This window comes from Sphingopyxis sp. (assembly GCF_041916015.1).
Taxonomy (GTDB): domain Bacteria; phylum Pseudomonadota; class Alphaproteobacteria; order Sphingomonadales; family Sphingomonadaceae; genus Sphingopyxis.
This window is the reverse complement of the sequence record NZ_JAYSAH010000005.1, coordinates 56003-80751: the sequence shown is the minus strand read 5'-3', so window position 1 is coordinate 80751 and position 24749 is coordinate 56003. Positions and strand designations below refer to the sequence as shown.

The window sequence follows — 24749 nt, the reverse complement described above, 5'->3', positions numbered from 1 at the left end:
CCATGATGCCAGTTCCGGACATAGGGAGAACGATAGTGGAACAAAGCGGAACTTGTCAAGCGATGTCGATATAATCCGCCGCCTCGCCTGCGACTTTCGCGGGCGCGCCGATTTCGCGGATCACGAGGGCGTTCGCTGCGGCAAGCGGAAAGGTGCGGCCGCTGTCCTGCCCGTCGATGACGGCGAGCGCGCCGCCGGCAAGCTGCGCGCGGAGATAATCGCGCCGGGTTCCGCCGGGGCCGAGCGCGGAGGCGAGCGGTGCGTGACGGATTTCGGGCAATGGATTGCGCGCTCCCGCGAGATGGCGGACGAGGGGGAGCAGGAAGAGGGTCGCGGTCACGAACGCCGACGAGGGATTGCCGGGCAGTCCGAGCAGGATCGCGTCGCCGACTGTTCCCGCGATCAGCGGCTTGCCGGGCTTCATTGCGATTTTCCAGAAATCGATCCGCCCGCCGGCATCCTCGATCGCGCCGCGGACATGGTCATGATCGCCGACCGAAGCGCCGCCGACGGTGACGATGACGTCGTGACGTCGCGCCAGGTCCTTCAATACACGCGCAATCATCGTCCGGTCGTCGCGCATGTGAAGCGGCAGGCTGGCCTCGGCAGGCTCGTTCGCGAGCATGGCGGCGAGCATCGTGCCGTTGCTGTCGGGGATCTGGCCGGGGGCGAGCGGGTGTCCCGGCTGGACGAGCTCGTCGCCGGTGGTCAGGAGCGCGACGCGGGGGCGCGTCCCGACCGGAAGCTGGGCCGCGCCGCTCATGATCGCGGTCGCGATTGCGCCGGGGGTGAGGCGGGTGCCGGCCTGAAGGAGCGAACTGCCCGCCGCGAAATCGCAGCCGCGCGGGCGGACATGCTGTCCGGGCGCGACCGCATCGCCGGTGGCGAGACTCAATGCCGTGCCCGCGGCGGCCACATCTTCCTGCATGACGACCGTATCGGCACCGCCGGGAAGGATCGCGCCGGTGAATATCCGCATGGCCTGGTCCGCATCGAGCGAGGCGGGGGGAGGGGCGCCCGCGGCCGCCTCGCCGATGATCGTCCACGGGCCGGGAAGGTCGGCAAAGCGGATCGCATAGCCGTCCATCGCCGAGAGCGGCGCCGAAGGTTGATCGCGCAATGCGACCAAGTCCTGAGAAAGATAACGGCCAAGTGATTGCGAAAAGGCAATCGTTTCGGATGATAGCGGCTCGTGCATCGCCAGAAGACGCGCTTGCGCGTCCGCGACGGGAAGCAGCCCGGTCATTCGGCGCGCCAGTCGCCCGAGCGGCCGCCGCTCTTTTCGAGCAGACGAATGCCCTCGATGACCATTGCGCGATCGAGCGCCTTCGCCATGTCGTAGAGCGTCAGCAATGCGACCGAGGCGGCAGTCAAGGCTTCCATCTCGACCCCGGTGGGGCCGGTGGTTGCGGCGACGGCGCGGACCGAAAGGCCAGTGTCTTCCCAGTCGAATTCGACCGAAACCTGGGTTAGCGCGATCGGATGGCAGAGCGGGATGAGGTCGGCGGTGCGCTTTGCGGCCATGATGCCGGCGATGCGCGCGGTCGAGAGGACGTCGCCCTTCGGAGCATTGCCGCTGCGGATCGCTTCGAGCGCTTCGGCCGACATGGCGATGCGGCCACCGGCGATGGCGCGGCGCCCGGTGGCGGGTTTGGCGCCGACATCGACCATATGCGCGGCGCCGCTGTCGTCGAGGTGAGTCGGTTTGTTGGTCATCGCCGGGAAGCGAAGCAATCCGGGCGGAGAAAGGCAAGGGGGATGGCGGTTTTCGACCAGGAGTTGCCGCACTCTCTCCCTTCGTCATTCCCGCGAAAGCGGGAACCCAGGGATGGGTAAGCGGACGGACGCTCTGGGTCCCCGCTTTCGCGGGGATGACGAAGTAAAGAGAGGGCAGCGTCCGCTACCCACCCCAATGCAGACATCCGGGATCAGCCCTTCAGCAGCGCCCGCGTCGCGGCCTCGACATCGTCCTGCCGCATCAGGCTTTCGCCGACGAGGAAGGCGTGGACCCCGCATTGCGACAGGCGGTGACAGTCGGCGTAGGTCGCGATGCCGCTCTCGCCGACGAGCAGCGTGCCCGCCGGCGCGCGCTTCGCGAGCCGTTCGGTGACGGCAAGATCAGTCTCGAAAGTCTTGAGATTGCGGTTATTTACCCCGATCAGCCGCGACGAGAGCTGCATCAGCGCGCGGTCGAGTTCGGCTTCGTCATGGACCTCGACGAGGACGTCCATGCCGCGTTCGATCGCGGCGGCCTCGATCTCGCGCATCGCGCCATCGTCGAGCGCGGCGACGATGATCAGGATCGCGTCGGCGCCGATCGAGCGCGCCTCGGCGACCTGCCATGGGTCGATCATGAAATCCTTGCGGAGGACGGGGAGTTCGCAGGCGGTGCGGGCGGCGATCAGAAATTCCTCATGCCCCTGGAAATAGGGCGCGTCGGTCAAGACCGACAGACAGGCTGCGCCGCCTGCGGCATAGGCGCGAGCATGGTCTGCGGGATTGAAATCTTTTCGTATCAATCCTTTGGATGGTGATGCTTTCTTGATTTCGGCAATCAGGCCGAAATCGCCGTCGCCGATTTTCCGTTCGAGCGCGGCCTTGAAACCTCGCGGGGCGCCGGCGTCGATGCGGTCGAGGTCGGCGATCGAATAGGCCTGGCGCCGCTCGGACACCTCCTCTGCCTTGGTCGCGAGGATTTCGGAGAGTTTGTTCACGGATTGTGCCCTATTTTCGCGTCATCGCGAGGAGCCGAAGGCGACGCGGCAATCTCCAGCTATCGGCCTTTGCGCAAGGCCGATGGCTGGAGATTACTTCGCTTCGCTCGCAATGACGATGTGCCTGCTTGTTCATTTATAGGCGATCCAGCAATTGAGCAGGGCGTTGGCGAGGCCCTTGTCGATGGCTTCGGCGGCTTCCTCGACGCCATCGACGAGCGTGTCGACCGCGCCCGCGACGACCAGCGCTTCAGCGGCGTTATACAGCACCGCATCGCGATAGGCACTGGCTTCGCCCAGCAGCAGCGCGCGCAGCGCCTTTGCGTTCGATTGCGCGTCGCCGCCGCGGATCGCCGCGATCGGGTGGCTGGGAAGCCCGGCGTCGGCGGCGGTGCTGCGCTGCATCCGCACGCCTTCGGGGGTGATGACGGCGACCTCATTACCCCCGGCGAGCGACAGTTCGTCGAGACCTTCGTCGCCCGAAATGACGCACGAGTGATCGGTGCCGAGCCGGTGCAGCGCCTCGGCATAAACGGGGACATAGGCGGGGCGCGCGATGCCGATCAGCTGGCGCGAGACGCGCGCCGGATTGGCGAGCGGACCCATGAGGTTGAAGATGGTGCGGCGGCCGATCGCCTTGCGGATCGGCTGGATGTGCTTCATCGCCGGATGATGGTTGGCGGCGAAAAGGAAGCAGATGCCGAGGTCGGCGAGCTGTGCTTCGGCCATCGCGCCCGCGCGCTCCATGTCGAGCCCGAGTGCCTCGAGCGTATCGGCGGCACCTGATTTGGAAGAAGCGGCCCGATTTCCGTGCTTTGCAACCGGAACTTCGCACGCCGCGACGACGATTGCGACCGCGGTCGAGACGTTGAGCGTGTGGTGGCCGTCGCCGCCTGTGCCGCAGACGTCGATCGCGCCGGCGGGCGCGTCGATCGGGATCATGCGGTCGCGCATCGCCTGCGCGGCGGCGGCGATCTCGACCATCGTCTCGCCGCGGTCGGACAGGGCGATCAGGAATCCGGCGATCTGCTCGTCGCTGGCCTTGGCGTCGAGGATCGCCGCGAAGGCGGACGCCGCCTCGTCATGATCCAGCAGCGCGGTGGGATCGGGAAGCGGCCCGAAGCGGCTCATGCCGCCTGTCGCGCCGCGACCGGCAACCCCGCGAGACGCAGGAAATTGGCGAGCATCGCGTGACCATGTTCGGTGGCGATGCTTTCGGGGTGGAACTGGACGCCGTGGATCGGGAGGCCGGTGTGGCGGAAGCCCATCACCGCGCCGTCGTCGCTCGTCGCATTGATCGCGAGGCAGGCGGGAATATCGACGACCTCGAGGCTGTGGTAGCGTGTCGCGGTGAGCGGCGACGGGAGATCGGTGAAGAGGCCGGTGCCGTCGTGACAGACGGGCGAGGTCTTGCCGTGCATGAGATGGCCGCGCTGCACGGTGCCGCCGAAATGCTGGCCGATCGCCTGATGGCCGAGGCAGACGCCGAGCAGCGGCTTGTTCGCCTCGGCGCAGGCGGCGACGAGGTCGAGGCTGACCCCGGCCTCGTTCGGGGTGCAGGGGCCCGGCGAGATGAGGAAGGCCGAGGCGCCCGTCGCCAGCGCTTCGGCGGCGGTTAGCGTGTCATTGCGTTCGACGCGGACGTCGGCTCCCAGCTCGATCAGATAATGAACGAGGTTGAAGGTGAAGCTGTCGTAATTGTCGATGACGAGGATCATGGGGGCGCCCTAACGGCTTTGCGGGGGTTGGGGAAGCTTTACGAACTATTCCGCGGACAATCGTGTCTTCGTCATTCCGCCATCAGCTTCGCGAGATCGTCTTTCCAGAATTTGGCCCAGGTGTGCGTGCTGTGGCCCTTGGTTTCGGCGCTCGCCGGGATCAGGATATATTTCGCGCGCGGCATCCGTTTCACCCCGTCCTGCGGGTAGCTGTAGCCCGGCGGGTTGATGAAATCGTCGGCGGAGTTGATCCAGAGGACCGGAACCCCGATCTTTTCGAGGTTCGGCCACGGATTGTAATTGCGCGACGAATCAAGCTGATAGATGGTGTCGTTCGCATCGTTGCGGCCGAAAATGCGCGCGAAGGCTTCGTCCTTGTATTTTTCCGCTGCGGCGCGCGTCGGATATTGCGCCTGCAAGGCATAGGGGTTGGCGCCCGCGATCATCGAGAGCGAGGCGGCGGTGCGCAGGCCCGACAGCGGCGGATCGGTGTAATTGCCGTCCTTCCACAGCGGGTCGGCCTTGATCGCGTCGATCGACAGCGCACGCCACATGCGGTTTTCGCCCGCGATCTCGACCGGTTGGCACGCGAAAGGCGCGAGCCGCTCGGCGAAGCCCGGATGCGTCTCGCCCCAGACGAACGCGTGCATGCAGCCCATCGAAGTGCCGAGAATCAGCTTCAGGCTCTTCACGCCGAGCTTTTCGGTGAGCAGCCGGTATTGCGCGGCGACCATGTCGTCATAGTCGTAGTGCGGGAATTTCATCCTGAGGCCGTCGCTGGGCTTCGACGAGCCGCCATGGCCGATGTTGTCGGGGAGAATGATGTAATATTTCGCGGTATCGAGCGGCTGGCCGGGGCCGAACAGTTCGTCGGCAAACTGCGGCTGGAAGAATTGCTTGCCGGTGCCGCCGGTGCCGTGGAGGATCATCACGGCGTTGGTGACATTGCCCTTTGCGTCATGCTGCGGCGTGCCCAGCGTGATGTAACGGATCGTGAGTTCGGGCAGTTTCTCGCCGCTGGCGAAGGTGAAGTCTTCGAGGACGGCATCGACCCCGGCGGCGCCGTCGACGCTGAACCGCCAGGGTTCGGCGTGGGCGGGAACGGCGCTGGCGAGCAGCAGGGCGAGCGGGACGAGGATCTTGCGCATGCGATGATGCTAGCGCCTTTGACGGCGGGAGATAAGTCTTGCCTGAGGCGGACACATCATTTGGTTTCGCGATGAGGAAGGTTGCTAGTTCCGGTTCAATCCCATTTCACGGCTTTGTAGCTTGCGCTTCCATAAAGATTCCCGAAAATCCAGATCGCCCTTGGTAGTATCCGATCCGCATATTTCCAATATGCTGACCTGATAGTCGCTCAGGTCACGGCTTTTCAGGCCGACGTTGCCGCCATGCCCCGTCGCCACGTAAGAGAGCCATCGCCCCCAGAAGCCAGCTTCGCCGAACGCCTGGCCGACATATTGCTCTTTGGTGCGGGGACAAGTCAGCAGGTAGATGCCGCTCACTGAGGAAAGCGCGGTCCGCCAACCCATGGGCAGGTTCGCGAGGCCGCTGAGTGTCGAAATGAACTTCTTATAACCCGGAAAATGGGGCTCCGAAAATCTTTCCCGAATCTCGGCAATGGGCTTGTTCCGGCCGGCGTCGCTGTCCGCTCGCTGCACCCAGCTTCGCGTCCCCGGACCCCATTCGATAATGAGCCGTCCGATCAGATCGCGGATATGATCGGTCAGGAGGCAATCATATTGATCGACCTTGCCGATCTCTCCGGCAGGAAGTGGCTTCTCGTCGAACGGGTGCAGATACCCGGCGTTGGCTGGCCCCCGGAGTGACGCTGCGAAAATACCCACGAACATCGTCTTCCCGTCGGGCTGAACCACGAAGCTGGCCCAGAATGGCGCGGCGAAACGTGGGCGTCGGTCGGTTCGCTGAACTTCCTGGTAGCGGCGCAGTTTGTCGGGAGACTCGACCCATAAGCTATAAGGTGTTTGGCCCCTTGGCCCATATTCCTGATGCCGCAAGAGCCGGACATCGTCGAGATGAAGGCCGGTTTTCAGGAGGATGTCGTTGAAGTGGAGAATCTGGGTCACTGCCCGTAACCCGGCGCGTTCGCGAGCTTCACCGCCTCGCACGCCGCCGCGAAAAGCGCGCCGGCCTTGGCTTCGCATTCGCGCTGCTCATAGGCGGGGTCGCTGTCGGCGACGATGCCTGCGCCGGCCTGCACATGCATCTCGCCGTCCTTGACGATCGCGGTGCGGAGCACGATGCAGCTGTCCATGTTTCCGTCGGGCGCGAAATAGCCGACGCCCCCGGCGTAAGGCCCGCGCGCATCGGCTTCGAGTTCGGCGATGATCTGGCAGGCGCGGACTTTCGGCGCGCCGCTGACCGTGCCCGCCGGGAAGCCCGCGAACAGCGCGTCGATCGCGTCCTTGCCGGGTGCGATACGGCCGATGACGTTCGACACGATGTGCATGACATGGCTGTAGAATTCGACCGTGTAGCTGTCGGTCACGGTCACGCTGCCGCCGGTCGCGGCGCGGCCGACGTCGTTGCGGCCGAGATCGAGCAGCATCAGATGCTCGGCGCGCTCCTTGGGATCGGCGAGCAGGCTTTCGCGGTTCTCGGCATCCTCGGCGCTGGTGCGGCCGCGCGGGCGGGTGCCGGCGATCGGGCGGATCGTGATCTCGCCGTCGCGGACGCGCACGAGGATCTCGGGCGACGAGCCGATCAGCGCGAAACCGGGAAGGTCGAGGAAATAGAGGAAGGGCGAGGGGTTGATGCGGCGGAGCGCGCGATAAAGGTCGAAGGGCGGCAGGTCGAACGGGGTCGAGAAGCGCTGCGACAGCACGACCTGAAAAATGTCCCCCGCGGCGATATAGTCCTTCGCCGCCGCGACCATTTCGGCGAAGCGCTCGGGCGTCGTGGCTGGATTCGCGGCGATATCGGCGGGAAGCGCATCGGTGACGGCGCGCTCGCCGTGCGCGCTGACGGTCGCAAGGCGCGCGGCGATGGCGTCGAGCCGGTCGCTGGCCGCGTCGATCATCCGGTCGATCGCGCCATTGCTGTCGGGCCAGATCGGCGCGATCAGGAAGAGTTCGTCGGCGAGGCGGTCGAAGACGAGGATCGTCGTCGGGCGCACGAACACCATGTCGGGGAGGCCGAGCCCTGCGCCCGGCGCGCGCGCGATGCGCTCGACGAGGCCGATCGTTTCATAGGCGAAGAAGCCGACGAGCGTCGCGAGCGCCTTGGGCAGCCCCTCGGGCACGTCGAAACGGCATTCGGCGACGAGATCGCGCAGCGCCTGGAGCGCCCCGGCCCCGAGCGGAACGAACGCATCCTTGTCGTGGCGCCAGTCGCGGTTGATCCGCGCGGCGTCGCCGATGACTTCGAACAGCAGGTCGGGATCGAGCCCGATCAGGCTGTAGCGCCCGCGCGTCTCGCCGCTTTCGACCGATTCGAGCACCCAGTCGCCGCGCCCGGGCTCGATGAGCTTGAGCGCTGCCGAAACCGGCGTCTCGATGTCGGCGATCAGCCGCTGCCAGACGACTGCGCCGCGACCGCCGGCGAGCGCTTCGAGCGCCGCGGCCCTGCCTTCGAGCGTCACTATTCGCCGACCGGAGCGGTGCCGGTCAGTTCCTTGCGGAGCTGTTCGACCAGATCCTTGTTGATCTTGACGCCGACGCGGCGCTTCGCTTCGGCGGCGAACTGCTCGACCAGCTCGTTGCCGAACGCGGGCGACAGCGGCTGCGCGATCGCCGCGACGCGTGCCTGTTCGATCGCCTTGGGATCGGGGCGATCGACCTCGCCGAGCGCGACGACCATCCAGCCGCGGTTGCCGGGGACTTCGAGCGTCTTCACGCTGCCCTTCGCCATCGAGAAGAGCAGGGCGAGTTCGGGCGGAACCGGCTTGCCGCCCTGACCGAGGTCGGCGCGGCGGCCGCCGATCGTCTGGACCCCGGCCATCGCCGCGCCCGCGGCGCTCGCGGCTTCGGGAAGCTTCTTGCCGCCTTCGACCGCCTTGGCGATCGCGCGGGCCTTGTCGCGGGCGACCTTCTGTCCCTGCGCGAAGCGCCATTCGGTGAGCAGGTCGGCGCGAATCCTGGCGAAGGGCGGCGGCGCGGCGGCGGTGATTGATTTGACCGAATAGACCGCGAACTTCTCATTCTCGACGAGCGTCGCGAGCTGTGCCTCGCCTTCGCCGGCGGCCTGGAAGGCGCCGCTGACCATCGGGGCGAATTCGGGTGCCAGCGCGAAGCCCGGCATGTCGGGGGCGCGGCCGCTGGGAAGCAGGGCGGGAGTCTCCTCGACCTTGAGCTTGCGGTCGGCGGCGATTTCCTCGATCGAGGCGCCGCCGTTCACGGCGTCCTGGATTGCGTTGTAATAATCGACGATCGCTTCGTTCGCCTTGTTCTTGGCGAGCTCGGCGCGGATTTCGGGGGTCGCTTCGGCGAGCGTGCGCGCGGGCTTGGCGGTCACCGCCTCGACGCGTGCGACGACCCAGCCGAGCCCCGACTGGACGGGGCCGAGGACGTCGCCCTGCTTTGCCGCGAAGGCGGTTTTGGCGATCGCGTCGCTGGTCGTCGCGGCGTAGGCGGTCTGGGCGAGGTCGCCGGTGGTCGAAGCGGACAGGCCTGACGCCTGCGCGGCGGCGGCAAGCGAGGTGCCACCGCGGACTTTGGTTGCGATCGCGTTGGCGGTCGCCTGATCGGGCGCAATCACCTGCGCGAAGCGGCGCGTCTCGCTCGCGGCATAGTGCGCGGCGTTGGCTTTATAGACCTTGGCGATTTCGGCGTCGCTGACCGCGGGCACGGGGACCGCGCTGCGGTCGAACAGCGCATATTGCAGGGTGCGGCGTTCGGGGATGGTGAACTTGCTGCGGTTCTGGTCGAGGAAGGTCTTGAGCGCCGCGTCGCCGGGATCGCCCGCGGGAGCGAAGGCGCTGGCCGGCACGAACAGCGCCTGACCCTGCCGCTGCTCGAGAAGCAGCGCGGCATAGGGGCGCGCGAGGCCGAGCGAGACGCGCGGCATCGACCCGATCGGCACGCCGATCTGTTCGAGCAATATCTGCTGCTTGAGCTCGCGGCGAAGCTGCGCCTCGCTCATGCCGTTCTGGCGCAGGAAGGCTTCGAAGACCTTCTGGTCGAATTTGCCTGACACGCCCGCGAAGGCGGGGATGTCGGCGATGCGGCCGTCGATCTGGCGCTTGCTGACCCCGAAGCCGAGGTCGGTCGTGAATTGTTCGAACGCCATGCCGTCGACGAGCTGGTTCAGCACCTGGTCGAGGCCGCCGCCCTCGACGAAAGCAGCCTTGGTCAGGCCGGGCTGTTGCTGGCGCGCCTGATTATAGGCCTGATTGACCCGCTCGCGCAGTTCGCCGAGCCCGATCTCGCGATTGCCGACCTTGGCCGCGTTCGCGCCGCCGAGCCCGCCGAACGAGGCGTTGCCGGTGACGTCGCCGAGCGCGAACAGCACCCCGATCAGCACGATGAAGGCAAGCGCGATGAATTTGCCGATGGTCGATCCGAAAAGGTTACGAAGAGCGGTAATCATGAAGCAGACTGTCTTTCGGCCGGGCGCCACGGGCGCGGTTCGGCGCTGCTTTAGGCGGGAGGCGGGCAGGCTTCAAGGCGGGAAAGCGCGACGGTGTGCGACCCGCTTGCCTTTGCCGCCCGCGCGCCGCTAGGGGCGGACATCATAGTGTCGGATGGAGGAGCAGGCGATGGCGCGGCGCAAATATGTGGTCGGCAACTGGAAAATGAACGGGCTGACGGCCGCGCTGGGCGAGGCGCAGGCGATCTTTGCCGCGGCCGGGGCGCATCCCGCTGTCGACATCGCGCTGTGTCCGCCATTCACGCTGATCGGCGCGATGGTCGCCGCTGCTCCGGGCGCGGTGGTCGGCGGTCAGGATTGCCATGCGGCGGCGTCGGGCGCCTTCACCGGATCGATCGCGGCGCCGATGCTCGTCGACGCGGGCGCAGCATTGGTGATCGTCGGACATAGCGAGCGGCGCGAGGGCTTCGGCGAAAGCGACGCCGATGTCCGCGCCAAGGCCGAGGCGGCGCTGTCGGCGGGGCTGTCGGTGATCTTGTGCGTCGGCGAGCCGCGCGAGGTGCGCGAATCGGGTGATGCGGTCGATTATGTGCTGGCGCAGGTCGCGGGTTCGCTTCCCGGGGCTTTCGATCCCGCGCGGCTTGCCATTGCGTATGAGCCGATCTGGGCGATCGGGACCGGGCTGGTGCCGACGGTTGCCGATGTCGCCGAAATGCACGGCGCGATCCGCGCGAAGCTGGGCGAGCAGGCAGGGGCCGAGGCCGCGGACGCGATGCGAATCCTGTATGGCGGGTCGGTCAACGGCGAGAATGCCGCCGAACTGCTGGGCGCGGGCGACGTCGACGGCGCGCTGGTCGGCGGTGCGAGCCTGACCGCGGGCAAGTTCGTGCCGATCGTCGAGGCGGCGGCGGGGCTGGGGTGAACAATATGCCCTCCCCTGGATGGGGGAGGCAGCGAGACTTGCGGACTTGTCCGCTAGTCGCAGCGGAGGGGGTGCGGCTTCGACCTGAAGCGGACGGCGCGAGGACGTACCGTCACCCCCATCCAACTTCGCCTAATCGCTTCGCGATAAGGCTCCGTATCCTTCCCCCATCAAGGGGGAAGGGAAGGGGCGGCCGGCATAGTCCCGCGCTTCTGCCTTGAACCCCCGGCGCTTCGTCTCTATGTGCGCCGCGGGCGTGGTCCGCGTGGGGCCGTGCAAGTCCGGGAATAAATAATGTCCAGTCTCTTCACCTTCCTGCTCGTCGTCCAGGCGCTGATCGCCGCGGCGATGATCGGCGTCATCCTGATGCAGAAATCGGAAGGCGGCGGTCTGGGCGTCGGCGGCAGCCCCGCGGGCCTGCTCTCGGCGCGCGGTGCGGCGGACTTCATGACCCGGCTGACGACGATCCTCGCGACCCTGTTCGTCGGCCTGTCGATCCTGCTCGCAGCGCTGGCATCGGTCGGCAGCGCGGGTGGTTCGTCGCTCGACACCTCGCTGTCGAAGGCCGCGCAGACGAGCGCTCCCGCTTCGTCGATGACCGGACCGGCGCAGGCTCCGGCGGCTGGTACGCCCGCGCAGACCGCGCCGGCTTCGGACGATCCGCTGGCGGCAGCCGCAGCGGCCGCCAGCCAGAACGCCCCGGCGCAGGCGCCCGCGAAGAAATAAGCCCAAATCCCTCCGGAAGCTTCGGTTCCCGGTTCCGTTCACGCGGCGGCGGAATTTTTTCCGCCGCATGCGATTCGACGGCTTGCGCCGTCACCCTCCTGTTGAGTAAGTCTTTCCTCCCATGGCGCGGTTCATTTTTATCACCGGCGGCGTGGTCTCCTCGCTTGGCAAAGGTTTGATGGCGGCTAGCCTTGCAGCCTTGTTGCAGGCGCGTGGCTATCGTGTCCGTATCCGGAAATTCGATCCCTATCTGTACGTCGATCCGGGCACCATGTCGCCCTATCAGCACGGCGAGGTCTATGTGACCGACGACGGGGCGGAGACCGACCTCGACCTCGGCCATTATGAGCGCTTCACCGGCGTCGCGGCGCGGCAGAGCGACAATGTCACCTCGGGCCGCATCTATCGCGACATCATCGCCAAGGAACGCCGCGGCGACTATCTGGGCGCGACCGTGCAGGTGGTTCCGCACGTGACGGACGCGATCAAGGCCTTTGCGCGCGCCGAGACCGACGATCTCGATTTCGTGCTGTGTGAGATCGGCGGCACCGTCGGCGACATCGAATCGCTGCCGTTCATCGAGGCGATCCGCCAGCTTCGCAACGAGGAGGGGCGCGAGAACACGCTCTCCGTGCATGTGACGCTGGTGCCCTACATCGCCGCCGCGGGCGAGCTCAAGACCAAGCCGACCCAGCATAGCGTGCGCGAGCTTGCCTCATTGGGCGTCCAGCCCGACGTGCTGCTCTGCCGCTGCGAAAAACCGCTGCCCGAGGGCGAGCGCGCGAAGATCGCGCAATTCTGCAACGTGCGGAAGGAAGCGGTGATCCCGGCGCTCGATGCCGATTCGATCTATTCGGTGCCGGTGCAATATCATGGCGAAGGGCTCGATTCGGAGGTTCTGCGCGCCTTCGGCATCCACGATGCGCCCGAACCCGACCTGACGGCCTGGTACGACATCATGGACCGCAAGCAGCACCCCGAAGGCGAGGTGACGATCGGCGTCGTCGGCAAATATGTCTCGCTGCCCGATGCCTATAAGTCGCTCAACGAGGCGCTGGTCCATGGCGGCATGGCGAACCGGGTGAAGGTCAATATCCGCTGGCTCGATGCCGAGATGTTCGAAAAGGGCGACGATCTTGCCGCCGAGCTCGAGCCGATGCACGGCATCCTCGTCCCCGGCGGCTTCGGCGAGCGCGGTTCAGAAGGCAAGATCGAGAGCGTGCGCTTCGCGCGCGAACAGGGCGTGCCCTTCTTCGGCATCTGTCTCGGCATGCAGATGGCCTGCATCGAGGGGGCGCGGAACACCAGCGGCATCGAGGACGCGTCGAGCACCGAATTCGGCCCGACCGGCGAGCCCGTCGTCGGCCTGATCACCGAATGGATGAGCGACGAGGGGCTGCAGAAGCGCGGCGCGAACACCGATCTCGGCGGCACGATGCGGCTCGGCGCCTATGAGGCGAAATTGTCGCCGAACAGCCATGTCGCGACCATCTATGGGGCGAACGAGATCAGCGAGCGGCATCGCCACCGCTATGAAGTCAACGGCGCGTATCGCGAAAATCTCGAAAAGGGCGGCCTCGTCTTTTCTGGCATGTCGCCCGACGGCATGTTACCCGAAATCGTCGAGCGACCGGACCATCCGTGGTTTATCGGGGTGCAGTTCCATCCGGAACTCAAATCCAAACCCTTCGATCCGCATCCCTTGTTCAAGGGATTCATCGAAGCCGCGGTGAAGAAGAGCCGGCTCGTCTGACGACCCGGGGGCGGGGTAACAGGAAGGACGTACAGAGGGCATGGATCACGCGAAACTTGCCGCACTTCAGGGCCCCGATTCGATCTTTTCCGGCCTGACGGTCGAGGATTGGGCGGAGATCGCCAGCCGGTCGGTGCAGATCAGCTTTGCCAAGGGCAAGGAATTGCTCGTTCAGGGCGACCCCGGCGACATGATGCTGATCCTGACCGAAGGCACGGCGCGCGTCTCGATGCTGACCGCCGGCGGGCGCGAGATCGTCCTCGCCTATGCCGAACCCGGCGCGGTGCTGGGCGAGATCGCGCTGCTCGACGGCGGCGAGCGCACCGCTTCGGTCACCGCGACCAGCGCGGGCAGCGCGCTCCAGCTCGGCCGCAATGCGCTCAAGGATTTCTCGGCGAGCCACCCCGAATTCACCTGGTCGCTGATGCAGCAGCTCGCGCGGCGGCTGCGCACCGCCGACCAGACGATCGAGAGCGACCGCGCCTATGCGTCGGGACCGCGGCTTGCGCGCTACCTCAAGCGCCTGATCCGCAAGGATGCTGCCGAGACGACGCACCGCGTCGAGCTCAGCCAGACCGAACTCGGCAATTTCGCGGGGATGAGCCGCGAGCATATCAATCGTCAGTTGAGGAGCTGGGAGGAATCGGGCGTGATCTCGCTGGAACAGGGGCGGGTGCGGGTGCTCGACGCCGAGATGCTCGAGGATATCAGCGAAAGCGAGGGGTAGGGCGGCTAACGACCGAACCTTGTCATTTGCCGTGGTTCAAGGTGCAGCTAAAAGCGGAGGTTCACGAAAGGGACATATGGTCGCCTACCTAGGTATCCTCTTAACCGGTTGTCTCTATCATTCGCATGATCTCTCGTGGCTTGAGAAAGCAAATTGCGATGCGCCGAATTCTGGCTTTAGGCTTGCTTGCTACATCATCTTGCGGTGTAGAACCAACCACCAGCAACCCGGTCTATGACTACTCGAATTCGAATGCGTGCATAAACCCAGACTCAGATGATCCGGCATTTCTCGCCCAGATGAAACTTGATCAAGAAGTTTTCGATCGGGCTGGGAAGGGAGAGGCGAACGCCGCAACGGAGGCCGCAATAGCCGTCAAGAAGGGCGATTTTCGTTTTTTTGCCTACTCTAGAACGGTTCCCGGAATTTTCCCTTCCGCCTACGGAGTGGAATGCCGGCCTGACCTCGTGACTCAAAATACTCCTGGCTACTTTCGTGGCATGTTCGCCGCGTCAGATGTTCCCCTCTCGGGCGAAGCTTTGCGTGCCAGTAAGCTATTCAAACAACACTATTCTGCTTTTGCAACTGCCTACAATCGCTCCGTCTTGGAGGACATTCGCTATCCTTGGCGTGATATCTGCCGAGCGGTTGATCGACCGTCCCAGTTTAGTTTGAAGGGCGAAACTGAAGCAGAATTTTATGGATATCGAGACCTTGAAGAAACTGCGTCACCCATCGACCTCGGTGAGGCAGCAAGACGGGGGACGTTGGAAAGTGTTGAACGACTGGCACGAGTAGACAGCGGCGCAATCAACCGCACTGACGCTTTTGGCCTAACGCCGCTAGCTTGGGCGGTTATCTATCAGCGCGGCGATCAAGCTGGCGCTCTTCTGAGGCACGGCGCAGCTCCGTCAGGTTCCTCGTGCCAAGGGCTATCATCCCCGACTTCGCCAATGCAATTGGCTCGATCGATGCAGTGGCGAGAGATGATCGATCAGATGAAGCCCCACGTGAAGAACGCAGCGAACGCCGCAAACGCTAAACTGCATGACCCCCCGACGCTTCTATCTAAACCACCTTATCAGGAACTGACCCGCGGCATCGAACGCAGCCGGAAACGACACGCAGGCCAGTTGGTGAAGGATGCGTCTGTAATCGCAAAAATCAGCATCGATGTGAATGGCAAGGCGCAGGCCTGCAAATTGGAATCCAATACTGGTGTGAAGCTGCTCGACGACGAAATTTGCGCCCAAGTGGTCACTGCTACGCGCTGGAAGCCCGCGCGCGGTGAATATGGGGAGCCGGTGGCTGGCGAGGGTGTCATGCGATTTCGTGTAGCTGCGGATAGGTAGTACGCCGATGATCGGGATCTCGGCTGCTTCCACGCATCGTCGCTTAAAGTCTGCAAGTTAGCTTCCCACCCCGAAGCCGTCTTTATCGTGAAGCCGCGCCGGAATCACAACGCCCGGGCCTCGCTTTCGAGACCCGGGCGCCTGTGACGAACACTCGCCATCCCCCTTGTGCGCAGACCGGCGAAGGATCTGCACTCCCTGGAGCCGGGCCTTTGGGCCGCGTTGAACCAGAAATTACGGGCTAAGCCGACAGGGGGGCTTTGTCACCCTTTCACGGTGCTTTGCGACTCCTTTTGCGCCCGCCCTGTGGCGGATGAGCAACAGGTTGTGCGAATCGCTCGCAACATGGTGGCGCTGACGCCCATTGCCAGCAATGTTCGTGCGCCCTAAAGCCCCTGCATGCATGTTGTTTGCTATGCGCTTCAAAGGCCGCGCTTCCCATGATCCTGCGATCTTATGAGCGCGCCATCTTCAAACGCTATCTGCTGCCGCAGCGCGGCGAAGGCTTCATCTTCGTCGCGGCGGCGTTCAGCTTCATCGCGGTGACGCTCGGCGTCGCGGCGCTGGTGATCGTGATGAGCGTGATGAACGGCGTGCGGTCCGACCTGTTCGACAAGATCGTCGGGCTGAACGGCCATGCGGTCGTCCAGGGCTTCGGCGGACGGCTCGACGACTGGCAGGACGTGCTGAAGCAGGCGAAGGCGACGCCGGGCGTCGTGTCGGCGACGCCGCTGATCGAACAGCCCTTGCTCGCGAGTTTCAGCGGGCGGGTCGAGGGCGTGCTGGTGCGCGGCATGACCGTCCCCGACATTCGCCGCAACGACGTGCTCGGCGGCAAGGTGCTGCAGGGCAGCCTCAATTCGCTCACCCCCAATTCGGGCAATATCGCGCTCGGCAGCGAGCTTGCGAAGAATCTGGGCGCGCAGGTCGGATCGACGGTGACGATCATCAACCCGCAGGGGCGATCGACCCCGTTCGGGACGGTGCCGCGCGAGATCGCCTATCGCGTGTCGGCGATCTTCGAGATCGGGGTCTATGATTTCGACAAGGCCTATATCGTGATGCCGATGGAAGATGCGCAGCTTCTGCTGCTCACCGGCGATCAGGTCGGGATGATCGAGGTCAAGGTCACCGACCCCGACCGGGTGGGCGAGACATTGCAGCCGCTGGCGGAGAAGGTGGCGGCCAAGGCGGTGATCTCCGACTGGCGCTCGATGAACGCCAGCCTGTTCGAGGCGCTGTCGATCGAGCGGGTCGCGATGTTCGTGATCCTGTCGCTGATCATCCTTGTCGCCGCATTCAACATCATCTCGTCGCTGATCATGCTTGTCCGCGCGAAGACGCGCGACATGGCGATCCTGCGGACGATGGGCGCGCCGCGCGATTCGGTGATGCGGATTTTCATGGCGATCGGCCTGTCGATCGGGGTTGCGGGAACGCTGGCGGGGATGGGAATCGGGTTCGGCCTCTTGTTCTTCCGGCAGAATGTGCTGCGCGGTTTCGAGTTCATCACCGGGCAATCGCTGTGGGACCCGTCGATCCGCTTCCTGACCGAATTGCCGTCGAAGCCCGATCCGTTCGAGATCACGGGGATCGCGGCGATGACGATCGTCTTCAGCTTCCTTGCAACGCTCTATCCCGCCTACAAGGCCGCGAACACCGATCCGGTGCAGGTGCTGCGCTATGAGTGATGTCGTGCTGGACCTCGTCGACCTCAAGCGCAGCTTCACACAGGGCGAGGTCACGATCGATGTGCTGCGCGGGGTGAACGCCAGCCTGCGCCGCGGCGAGATCGTCGCGTTGCTCGGACCCTCGGGGTCGGGCAAGTCGACGATGCTGCAGGCGGTGGGCCTGCTCGAAGGCGGCTTCGGCGGGACGATCCGCATCGACGGCGAGGATGTCACGCGCCTCGCGCAGGGCGAGCGGACGAAGACGCGGCGCGAGAAGATCGGCTTCGTCTATCAGTTCCACCATCTGCTCCCCGATTTCACCGCCATCGAGAATGTCGTGCTGCCGCAGCTGATCCGCGGTGCGGGACAAGCAGCGGCAGACGAGCGCGCGACCGACCTGCTTGGGCGGCTGGGGCTGGCCGAGCGGCTGCACCACAAGCCGAGCAAGCTGTCGGGCGGCGAGCAACAGCGCGTCGCGGTCGCGCGCGCGCTGGCAAACCGGCCGTTGCTGGTGCTCGCCGACGAACCCACGGGCAACCTCGACGAGGCGACCGCCGACCGCGTGTTCGACCAGTTCGTCAAGCTGGTACGCGATCATGGCTCGGCGGCGCTGGTCGCGACGCACAACGAGCGGCTCGCGGCGAAGATGGACCGTGTGCTGCGCTTGCACGAGGGGCATATCGAGGCGTAGGTTGTCGCGGGCAGGAGGGGATAGACCATGGCTTTATACGATCTTTCGGCGAAACTGCCCGGCGGCGGTGCGCAGTCGCTCGCCGACTATCGCGGCAAGGTGCTGCTGATCGTCAACACCGCGTCGAAATGCGGCTTTACCCCGCAATATGAAGGGCTCGAGGAGTTGTACCGCGATTACAAGGATCGCGGGTTCGAGGTGCTGGCCTTTCCGTGCAACCAGTTCGGAGCGCAGGAGCCCGGCGATGCCGAGGAAATCAGGAATTTCTGCTCGCTGACCTATGATGTCAGCTTTCCTTTGATGGCGAAGATCGACGTCAATGGCGACGAGGCCGATCCGATCTTCAAATATCTGAAGAAGGAAAAGACCGGCCTGCTCGGCAGCGGGATCAAGTGGAATTTCACGAAGTTTCTGGTCGATCGCGACGGCAAGGTCGTGTCGCGCCATGCGCCGACGACGAAGCCCGAGTTGCTGCGGAAAGAGATTGAGGAATTGCTGGGTTAACCCTTGGCAGAATCACCGCTGTCACTGTAGCGTCATCCGATGGCCTACAGCCCCTTTGTTCCCCTGCGCGTCTTTTCCAGTTTCACCATGCTGGAAGGAGCAATCGAGCCCAAGACGATCGCGAAAGCAGCGCGCGAGCGGGGATTTCCGGCGATTGCGGTCGCCGACCGCAACGGGCTTTATGGCGTCATGGCGTTCGGCGAGGCGTGCAAGGCGGCGGGGGTGCAGCCGATCGTCGGGGCGTTCCTGAGCGTCGCGCGGCCGGGGCAGCGGCTCGCCAATGGCGCGCCGATGATCGACTGGCTGGCGCTCTATGCGCAGGACGATGCGGGCTATAATAATCTCTGCGCGCTGGTTTCGGCGGCGCATCTCGGCCGGCCTGTGGAGCAGGAGCCGCATGTCGTGCTGTCCGACCTCGCAGGGCGCACCGAAGGGCTGGTCTGCCTGACCGGCGGCGGCGAGGGCGCGCTTGCGCGGCTGCTCGCGGGCGAGCAGAAGACGGCGGCCGACGATTACGTCGAGCAGCTCGAGGCGCTGTTCGGCGGGCGGCTCTATATCGAACTGTCGCGGCGCGGCGATGCGACCGAGATGGCGGCCGAGGATGCGCTGATCGATCTGGCCTATGCCCGCGCGCTGCCGATCGTCGCGACCAATCCGGCCAATTTCCAGGAACCGCAATTCCATGCCGCGCACGACGCGATGCTGTGCATCGCGCAGTCGGCTTATGTCGAGAGCGAGGATCGCCGCACGAGCAACCCCGAAGCCTGGCTGAAACCCGCCGAGGCGATGGAGGATGCATTTTCGGACTTGCCCGAGGCGATCCGCAACACGCTGGTCGTCGCGCAGCGCTGCGCCTTCATGGCGCCGAAGCGCGCGCCGATCCTGCCGAGCCTCGCGGGCGATCGCGAGGGCGAGGCGGCACAGCTCAAGGCGGACGCGCACGCGGGACTGGAAGCGCGGCTCAGGGTCCATCCCGAGCTGACCGCCGAAGAACGGCAAGCCTATGTCGAACGCCTCGATTTCGAGGTCGGCGTTATCACCCAGATGGGGTTTCCCGGCTACTTCCTGATCGTCGCCGACTTCATCAAATGGGCGAAGGCGCACGATATTCCGGTGGGACCGGGGCGCGGTTCGGGCGCGGGCAGCGTGGTCGCCTGGGCGCTGACGATCACCGATCTCGATCCGCTGAAGCTCGGCCTGCTGTTCGAACGCTTCCTCAATCCCGAACGCGTGTCGATGCCCGACTTCGACATCGACTTCTGCGAAACGCGGCGCGGCGAAGTGATCCGCTATGTGCAGGAGAAATACGGCCGCGACACCGTGGCGCAGATCATCACCTTCGGAAAGCTGAAGGCGCGCGCGGTGCTGAAGGACACCGGCCGCGTGCTCCAGATGAGTTACGGCCAGGTCGACCGGCTCGCCAAGCTGGTGCCGAACCACCCGACCGACCCCTGGACGCTCGAACGCGCACTGAACGGCGTCAGCGAGCTGATGACCGAATATAAGCAGGACGATGGCGTCCGCCGCCTGTTCGACATGGCGCGCCAGCTCGAAGGCTTGCCGCGGCACAGCTCGACCCATGCTGCGGGCGTGGTGATCGGCGACCGTCCGCTCGACCAGCTCGTCCCGCTCTATCGCGATCCGCGTTCGGACATGCCGGTGACGCAATTCGACATGAAATATGTCGAAAGCGCGGGCCTCGTGAAATTCGACTTTCTTGGCCTCAAGACGCTGTCGGTGCTCAAGGAGGCGCGGCGGCTGCTCGCGCTGCGCGGGGTCGATGTCGATCTCGACGCGCTCGGCTGGGACGATCCGGGCGTCTACGAATTGCTCCAGCGCGGCGAGACGGTCGGTGTGTTCCAGCTCGAATCCGAAGGGATGCGGCGCACGCTGTCGGCGGTGAAGCCGACCAATTTCGGCGACATCATCGCGCTGGTCGCGCTTTATCGGCCGGGACCGATGGATAACATCCCGCTGTTCGGCGCGCGCAAGAACGGGCGCGAGCCGATCGCCTATCCGCACCCGCTGCTCGAAGGCATCCTTGCCGAAACCTATGGCATCTTCGTCTATCAGGAACAGGTGATGCAGGCGGCGCAGATCCTCGCCGGCTACAGCCTTGGCGGCGCCGACCTGCTCCGCCGTGCGATGGGCAAGAAGGTCCAGGCCGAGATGGACGCGCAGCGCGACACCTTCGTCAAGGGATGCGGCGAACATAACAATATCGATCCCAAGGCGGCGAACGAGCTGTTCGATTTGATCGACAAGTTCGCGGGCTATGGCTTCAACAAGAGCCATGCCGCTGCCTATGCGCTGCTGTCGTACCAGACGGCGTGGCTGAAGGCGCATTATCCGCACGAATTCTTTGCGGCGTCGATGTCGTTCGACAGTCACCAGACCGATAAATTGTCGATCTTCATCGACGATATGCGGCGGCTCGACGTCGGCATCGCGCCGCCGTCGGTCAACGACAGCGAGGCCGATTTCTCGGTCGGGCGCAGCGATGAGGGGCTGACCGTCCGCTATGCGCTCGGCGCGCTCAAGGGCGTCGGCGAAAAGGCGATGGAAGCGCTGGTCGCCGAGCGGGCGAAGGGCGATTTCGCGTCGCTGGACGATTTCGCGAGCCGCATCGATCCCAAGCTGCTCAACCGGCGCCAGATCGAGGCGCTGGCGGGGGCGGGGGCGTTCGACTGTATCGAACCCGACCGCCCGCGCGCCTTTGCGGGTGCGGAGAGCCTGCTCGCCTGTGCGAACAGTTCGGCGCATGAGCGCTCGACGGGGCAGGGCGGCCTGTTCGGCGGCGACATCGCAATCGCCCCGGCGCTGCAGCTTCCCGCCGCCGAGCCGTGGACGCTCGCCGAACGGATGACGCGCGAGAAGGATGCGTTCGGCTTCTATTTCTCGTCGCACCCGGTCGAGCAATATGAGGCGATCGTCTCGGCGCGCGGCGCACGCTCCTATGGCGACATCTGCGACAATGTTGAAATGACGCCGGGCACGCGCATCCCGATGGTGATGGCGGCGATGGTCGAAAGCGCAAGGCCACGCGTGTCGCAGCGCGGCAATCGCTTCCTCAACCTGACCTTGTCGGACCGCAGCGGCCAGTTTCAGTCGAGCTGCTTCGACGAGCAGGCGGGGAAAATATTGGAGACGCTCGCGGCCGACGGCGGCTGCGCGATCCTGTCGGTCGAACTCGACCTGCTCGAAGGCGAAGAGACGCCGCGCGTGACCGTCCGCGGCGCGCAAGCGCTTGCCGACATTGCCGCGACCGCGGCGCTGCAGCTGACGTGCCGGGTCGATGTGCCCGAAGCGATGCCGGAGATCTCCCGCCTGCTCGAAACACGCGACGATGCGCGCGGCAAGGTCGTCGTCAGAACGCGCGATCCGTTGACCGATGAGGATATTCGAATCGAGCTTGGCCGCAACTTCGCGCTCGGCCCCGATACGGTCTCGCGGCTCGAACTGGTTACGGGCGTAACCGAAGCGGCGCTGTCGCTGGTCGCGCCGCGCGATTTCAGGGTGCGCTAGCCGCTTCACCCCTTGCGCAGCGCGCATTTCCGGCCCTATCCCTAGGCGGCAACGATAATCAGAGGATGCCGAAAATGGGAATGCAAGGTCAGCCGCTGCTGGTCACCAGCCTGATCGATCATGCCGCGCGCGAACATGCAGGACGCGAGATCATCTCGCGCTGGGCTGATGGAAGCGTGACGCGATCGACGTGGGGCGAGGTCGGCCGCGATGCGCGGCGCTTTGCCGCGGCAATGGAGAAGCTGGGGATGCAGAAGGGCGATCGCATCGCGACGCTCGCGATGAACCACGGGCACCATCTGGTGAGCTGGTATGGCACCGCGGGCATGGGCGGGGTCTTGCATACCGTCAATCCGCGGCTGTTCGACGAGCAACTCGTCTATATCGTCAACCATGCCGAAGACCGCGTGCTGCTGTTCGACGCGGCGTTCCTGCCGATCGTCGAACGGTTGCGGCCCGAGTTGAAGAGCGTCGAGCATTTCGTGCTGTTCGATGCGCCGGCTGAGGACGGCTATCTCTCCTATCATGATCTGATCGCGGCCGAAGATGGCAATTTTCCGTGGGTCGAACTCAACGAGCGCGATCCGGTCGGGCTCTGCTACACTAGCGGTACGACCGGGAATCCCAAGGGCGTGCTGTACGAGCATCGCTCGAATGTCCTTCACGCGATTACCGAAGTTCAGCCCGACGCCTTCGATATGTCGAACCGCAGCGTGATCTTGCCGATCGTGCCGATGTTCCATGCGAACAGTTGGGGGGTTCCCTTCGCGGCGGCGGCGGTAGGGGCGAAGATGGTCTTTTCGGCGACCAACGACGCGCAGGCGCTTTGCGATCTGATGCAGGCCGAGGGAGTGACGCACAGTGCAGGGGTGCCGACCGTGTGGCTCGCGATGTTCGCGCATATGGATGCGACCGGTATCGGCTATGGGGCGCTTCAGCAGGTCAATATCGGCGGGTCGGCGGCGCCGCGTGCGATGATCGAGCGCTTCATGAAGGCAGGGGTCTATGTCGGTCACGCCTGGGGCATGACCGAAACCAGTCCGATCGGGACGATGGGCCGTCGGCCTTGGAACTGGGACGAGTTGAGCTTCGACCAGCAGGTCGATGTCATCGGTCGTCAGGGCTGCCCGCCGTTCGGGGTCGAACTGCGCATCGTCGATGACGAGGACAAGGAACTGCCGCGCGACGGGGTGACGAGCGGGCGGCTGCAATGCCGCGGGCCGTGGATCATCCAGCGCTATTTCAAGGCCGACGCCGATGCCGCCGATGCCGATGGCTGGTTCGACACCGGCGACGTGTCGGTGATCCATCCCGATGGCGTCATGCAGATCACCGACCGCGCGAAGGACGTGATCAAGTCGGGCGGCGAGTGGATCAGCTCGATCGAACTCGAAAATGCCGCCGTCGGCGCGCCCGGGGTGCAGGAAGCGGCTGCGGTCGGCGTCTTCCACCCGAAATGGGATGAGCGGCCGATCCTGCTGATCGTGCGGAAACCGGATGCCGATGTCAGCGAGGCGAGCATCCTCGATTACCTCAAGGACAAGGTCGCCAAATGGTGGCTGCCCGACGAGATCGTTTTCGTCGACGAACTGCCGCATACGGCGACGGGGAAGATTCTGAAGCGGCAGATCCGGGACGATTACAAGGATTACAAGCTGAAGTCGCTGGTGGGAGCTTGACCGCGCCAACGGTATAACGCTTCGTCATTGCGAGGAGCCGAAGGCGACGCGGCAATCCAGCGCAGGCCTGAACCGCTCTGGATTGCTTCGCTACGCTCGCAATGACGATTTTCTAGAACAGTTCCATCTGTCCGTCTCGCTCCGGCGGCCGGAACAGGTCGCAGCGGAGCGGCGGGAAGCGGCGATCCATGCCGTGCTCGCGGGCGGCGCGCCTGACGCGCTGGCGGATGAGCTCAGGCCAGATGCCTTGCCCCTTCATGCGGGTGAAGAAATTCGGGTCGTTGTCGCGGCCGCCGCGGATGTCCTGGACCATGTGCATGACCTTGTCGGTGCGGTCGGGGTAATGCGCCGCGAGCCAGGCGCGGAAGAGCGGCGCGACCTCGAACGGCAGGCGCATCAGGATGTAAGAGGCACGGATCGCGCCGGCTTCGGCGGCGGCGGCCATGATGGCCTCGATCTCGTGGTCGGTGATTGCAGGGATGATCGGGGAGATATTGACCTGCGTCGGGACGCCGGCATCGAACAGCTTGCGGATCGCGGCGAGGCGGCGGCGCGGATGCGGGGCGCGGGGCTCGAGCGTGCGCGCAACCTTCGGATCGAGCGTCGTTACCGAAATCGCGACGCCGATCAGATTGTCGCGCGCCATGGCGGTGAGCAGATCGATATCGCGGAGCAGCCGGTCGGACTTGGTCGTGATGAGGAGCGGATGCTTCGTCTCGGCGAGCACTTCGACGATCGAGCGGGTGATGCCCCATTCGCGTTCGATCGGCTGATAGCCGTCGGTGTTGGTGCCGATCGCGAGCGGTGCGACCTTGTAGCCCCGCTTCGCGAGTTCGACCCGCAGCAGCTTCGCGGCATCGGGCTTCGCGAACAGCTTGCTCTCGAAATCGAGCCCCGGCGACAGGTCGTGAAAGGCATGGGTCGGCCGTGCGAAACAATAGATGCAGCCATGCTCGCAGCCGCGATAGGGATTGATCGAGCGGTCGAAGCCGATGTCGGGGGAAGTATTGCGTGAAATGATCGTCTTTGGATGTTCGACGGTGACCGTCGTCCGGAGCGGCGGCGGGGCGCCGTCGATATCCTCTGCCGCGTCAAGCCAGTCGCCATCGGCCTCGCGGTCCAGCGATCCCGTGCGCGTCGGGCGCAAATTGGTCGGCGCGCCGCGGCCCGAAAGCGGGGGGAGGGGTTTCGACGATTCCATCGGGGAAGGGTAATCCTCCG

At 65.0% G+C, this 24749-nt stretch carries 20 protein-coding genes; 10 read left to right on the top strand and 10 right to left on the bottom strand.

From position 1 onward, the window contains the following. Positions 1 to 55: 55 nt before the first annotated feature. The 9 genes from ACE3SL_RS00750 to ACE3SL_RS00710 form a co-directional block, all read right to left on the bottom strand. Complete coding sequence (locus ACE3SL_RS00750) at positions 56 to 1246, bottom strand: molybdopterin molybdotransferase MoeA (protein WP_374523852.1); 1191 nt, start codon at positions 1244 to 1246, stop codon at positions 56 to 58. Then, on the bottom strand, positions 1243 to 1716 hold the full coding sequence (gene moaC / locus ACE3SL_RS00745; RefSeq protein WP_374523851.1) for a cyclic pyranopterin monophosphate synthase MoaC: 474 nt from the start codon (positions 1714 to 1716) through the stop codon (positions 1243 to 1245). Before moaC ends, ACE3SL_RS00750 begins: the two co-directional genes overlap by 4 nt. Before the next feature lie 212 nt (positions 1717 to 1928). Further along, positions 1929 to 2714: an indole-3-glycerol phosphate synthase TrpC gene (trpC, locus tag ACE3SL_RS00740; protein WP_374523850.1), complete on the bottom strand. Its 786-nt coding sequence runs from the start codon at positions 2712 to 2714 to the stop codon at positions 1929 to 1931. 132 nt (positions 2715 to 2846) lie between these two features. Beyond that, complete coding sequence (trpD, locus tag ACE3SL_RS00735) at positions 2847 to 3845, bottom strand: anthranilate phosphoribosyltransferase (protein ID WP_374523849.1); 999 nt, start codon at positions 3843 to 3845, stop codon at positions 2847 to 2849. Next, a complete protein-coding gene (locus tag ACE3SL_RS00730) occupies positions 3842 to 4432 on the bottom strand; it encodes an aminodeoxychorismate/anthranilate synthase component II (RefSeq protein WP_374523848.1) in 591 nt (196 codons plus the stop codon). The genes trpD and ACE3SL_RS00730 overlap by 4 nt, the downstream gene beginning before the upstream one ends. Positions 4433 to 4503: 71 nt before the next feature. Then, positions 4504 to 5580 carry an alpha/beta fold hydrolase gene (locus ACE3SL_RS00725; RefSeq protein WP_374523847.1) on the bottom strand — a complete coding sequence of 359 codons (1077 nt, stop codon included), beginning with the start codon at positions 5578 to 5580 and terminating at the stop codon, positions 4504 to 4506. 84 nt (positions 5581 to 5664) lie between these two features. Then, entirely contained in the window at positions 5665 to 6519 is an 855-nt protein-coding gene (locus ACE3SL_RS00720) for a GIY-YIG nuclease family protein (protein ID WP_374523846.1), read from the bottom strand. After that, entirely contained in the window at positions 6516 to 8033 is a 1518-nt protein-coding gene (locus ACE3SL_RS00715; protein WP_374523845.1) for an anthranilate synthase component I family protein, read from the bottom strand. The genes ACE3SL_RS00720 and ACE3SL_RS00715 overlap by 4 nt, the downstream gene beginning before the upstream one ends. Next, positions 8033 to 9979 (bottom strand): SurA N-terminal domain-containing protein, encoded by a 1947-nt coding sequence (locus ACE3SL_RS00710; protein ID WP_374523844.1) that lies wholly within the window; start codon positions 9977 to 9979, stop codon positions 8033 to 8035. The genes ACE3SL_RS00715 and ACE3SL_RS00710 overlap by 1 nt, the downstream gene beginning before the upstream one ends. Positions 9980 to 10148: 169 nt before the next feature. Between ACE3SL_RS00710 and tpiA the strand changes: the two genes are divergently transcribed. The 10 genes from tpiA to ACE3SL_RS00660 all read left to right on the top strand — a co-directional run bounded on the left by tpiA (position 10149) and on the right by ACE3SL_RS00660 (position 23528). Next, positions 10149 to 10901 (top strand): triose-phosphate isomerase, encoded by a 753-nt coding sequence (gene tpiA / locus ACE3SL_RS00705; protein ID WP_374523843.1) that lies wholly within the window; start codon positions 10149 to 10151, stop codon positions 10899 to 10901. 294 nt (positions 10902 to 11195) lie between these two features. Beyond that, positions 11196 to 11627, top strand: coding sequence for a preprotein translocase subunit SecG (gene secG, locus ACE3SL_RS00700; RefSeq protein WP_374523842.1), 432 nt, complete (start codon positions 11196 to 11198; stop codon positions 11625 to 11627). A 121-nt stretch (positions 11628 to 11748) separates the two neighbouring features. After that, complete coding sequence (locus ACE3SL_RS00695; protein WP_374523841.1) at positions 11749 to 13380, top strand: CTP synthase; 1632 nt, start codon at positions 11749 to 11751, stop codon at positions 13378 to 13380. Between the two features lie 40 nt (positions 13381 to 13420). Further along, positions 13421 to 14107 carry a Crp/Fnr family transcriptional regulator gene (locus ACE3SL_RS00690; protein WP_374523840.1) on the top strand — a complete coding sequence of 229 codons (687 nt, stop codon included), beginning with the start codon at positions 13421 to 13423 and terminating at the stop codon, positions 14105 to 14107. Between the two features lie 125 nt (positions 14108 to 14232). Then, on the top strand, positions 14233 to 15459 hold the full coding sequence (locus tag ACE3SL_RS00685; RefSeq protein WP_374523839.1) for a hypothetical protein: 1227 nt from the start codon (positions 14233 to 14235) through the stop codon (positions 15457 to 15459). A gap of 440 nt (positions 15460 to 15899) precedes the next feature. Beyond that, on the top strand, positions 15900 to 17150 hold the full coding sequence (locus tag ACE3SL_RS00680) for a lipoprotein-releasing ABC transporter permease subunit (protein WP_374523838.1): 1251 nt from the start codon (positions 15900 to 15902) through the stop codon (positions 17148 to 17150). Beyond that, positions 17143 to 17820, top strand: coding sequence for an ABC transporter ATP-binding protein (locus ACE3SL_RS00675; protein WP_374523837.1), 678 nt, complete (start codon positions 17143 to 17145; stop codon positions 17818 to 17820). Before ACE3SL_RS00680 ends, ACE3SL_RS00675 begins: the two co-directional genes overlap by 8 nt. Positions 17821 to 17847: 27 nt before the next feature. Next, entirely contained in the window at positions 17848 to 18324 is a 477-nt protein-coding gene (locus tag ACE3SL_RS00670) for a glutathione peroxidase (protein WP_374523836.1), read from the top strand. A 39-nt stretch (positions 18325 to 18363) separates the two neighbouring features. Further along, positions 18364 to 21849: a DNA polymerase III subunit alpha gene (dnaE, locus tag ACE3SL_RS00665; protein ID WP_374523835.1), complete on the top strand. Its 3486-nt coding sequence runs from the start codon at positions 18364 to 18366 to the stop codon at positions 21847 to 21849. A gap of 74 nt (positions 21850 to 21923) precedes the next feature. Then, positions 21924 to 23528 carry a long-chain fatty acid--CoA ligase gene (locus ACE3SL_RS00660; protein ID WP_374523834.1) on the top strand — a complete coding sequence of 535 codons (1605 nt, stop codon included), beginning with the start codon at positions 21924 to 21926 and terminating at the stop codon, positions 23526 to 23528. 112 nt (positions 23529 to 23640) lie between these two features. On the opposite strand, the gene ACE3SL_RS00655 is transcribed toward ACE3SL_RS00660, so the two are convergent. Then, a complete protein-coding gene (locus ACE3SL_RS00655) occupies positions 23641 to 24729 on the bottom strand; it encodes a PA0069 family radical SAM protein (RefSeq protein ID WP_374523833.1) in 1089 nt (362 codons plus the stop codon). Between the last annotated feature and the right edge of the window lie 20 nt (positions 24730 to 24749).

Coding starts and splice junctions, on each gene's coding strand:
- ACE3SL_RS00750 (WP_374523852.1), bottom strand. CDS start 1,246: ATGACCGGGCTGCTTCCCGTCGCGGACGCGCAAGCGCGTCTTCTGGCG.
- moaC (WP_374523851.1), bottom strand. CDS start 1,716: ATGACCAACAAACCGACTCACCTCGACGACAGCGGCGCCGCGCATATG.
- trpD (WP_374523849.1), bottom strand. CDS start 3,845: ATGAGCCGCTTCGGGCCGCTTCCCGATCCCACCGCGCTGCTGGATCAT.
- ACE3SL_RS00730 (WP_374523848.1), bottom strand. CDS start 4,432: ATGATCCTCGTCATCGACAATTACGACAGCTTCACCTTCAACCTCGTT.
- ACE3SL_RS00725 (WP_374523847.1), bottom strand. CDS start 5,580: ATGCGCAAGATCCTCGTCCCGCTCGCCCTGCTGCTCGCCAGCGCCGTT.
- ACE3SL_RS00710 (WP_374523844.1), bottom strand. CDS start 9,979: ATGATTACCGCTCTTCGTAACCTTTTCGGATCGACCATCGGCAAATTC.
- tpiA (WP_374523843.1), top strand. CDS start 10,149: ATGGCGCGGCGCAAATATGTGGTCGGCAACTGGAAAATGAACGGGCTG.
- secG (WP_374523842.1), top strand. CDS start 11,196: ATGTCCAGTCTCTTCACCTTCCTGCTCGTCGTCCAGGCGCTGATCGCC.
- ACE3SL_RS00695 (WP_374523841.1), top strand. CDS start 11,749: ATGGCGCGGTTCATTTTTATCACCGGCGGCGTGGTCTCCTCGCTTGGC.
- ACE3SL_RS00690 (WP_374523840.1), top strand. CDS start 13,421: ATGGATCACGCGAAACTTGCCGCACTTCAGGGCCCCGATTCGATCTTT.
- ACE3SL_RS00685 (WP_374523839.1), top strand. CDS start 14,233: ATGATCTCTCGTGGCTTGAGAAAGCAAATTGCGATGCGCCGAATTCTG.
- ACE3SL_RS00680 (WP_374523838.1), top strand. CDS start 15,900: ATGATCCTGCGATCTTATGAGCGCGCCATCTTCAAACGCTATCTGCTG.
- ACE3SL_RS00675 (WP_374523837.1), top strand. CDS start 17,143: ATGAGTGATGTCGTGCTGGACCTCGTCGACCTCAAGCGCAGCTTCACA.
- ACE3SL_RS00670 (WP_374523836.1), top strand. CDS start 17,848: ATGGCTTTATACGATCTTTCGGCGAAACTGCCCGGCGGCGGTGCGCAG.
- dnaE (WP_374523835.1), top strand. CDS start 18,364: ATGGCCTACAGCCCCTTTGTTCCCCTGCGCGTCTTTTCCAGTTTCACC.
- ACE3SL_RS00660 (WP_374523834.1), top strand. CDS start 21,924: ATGGGAATGCAAGGTCAGCCGCTGCTGGTCACCAGCCTGATCGATCAT.
- ACE3SL_RS00655 (WP_374523833.1), bottom strand. CDS start 24,729: ATGGAATCGTCGAAACCCCTCCCCCCGCTTTCGGGCCGCGGCGCGCCG.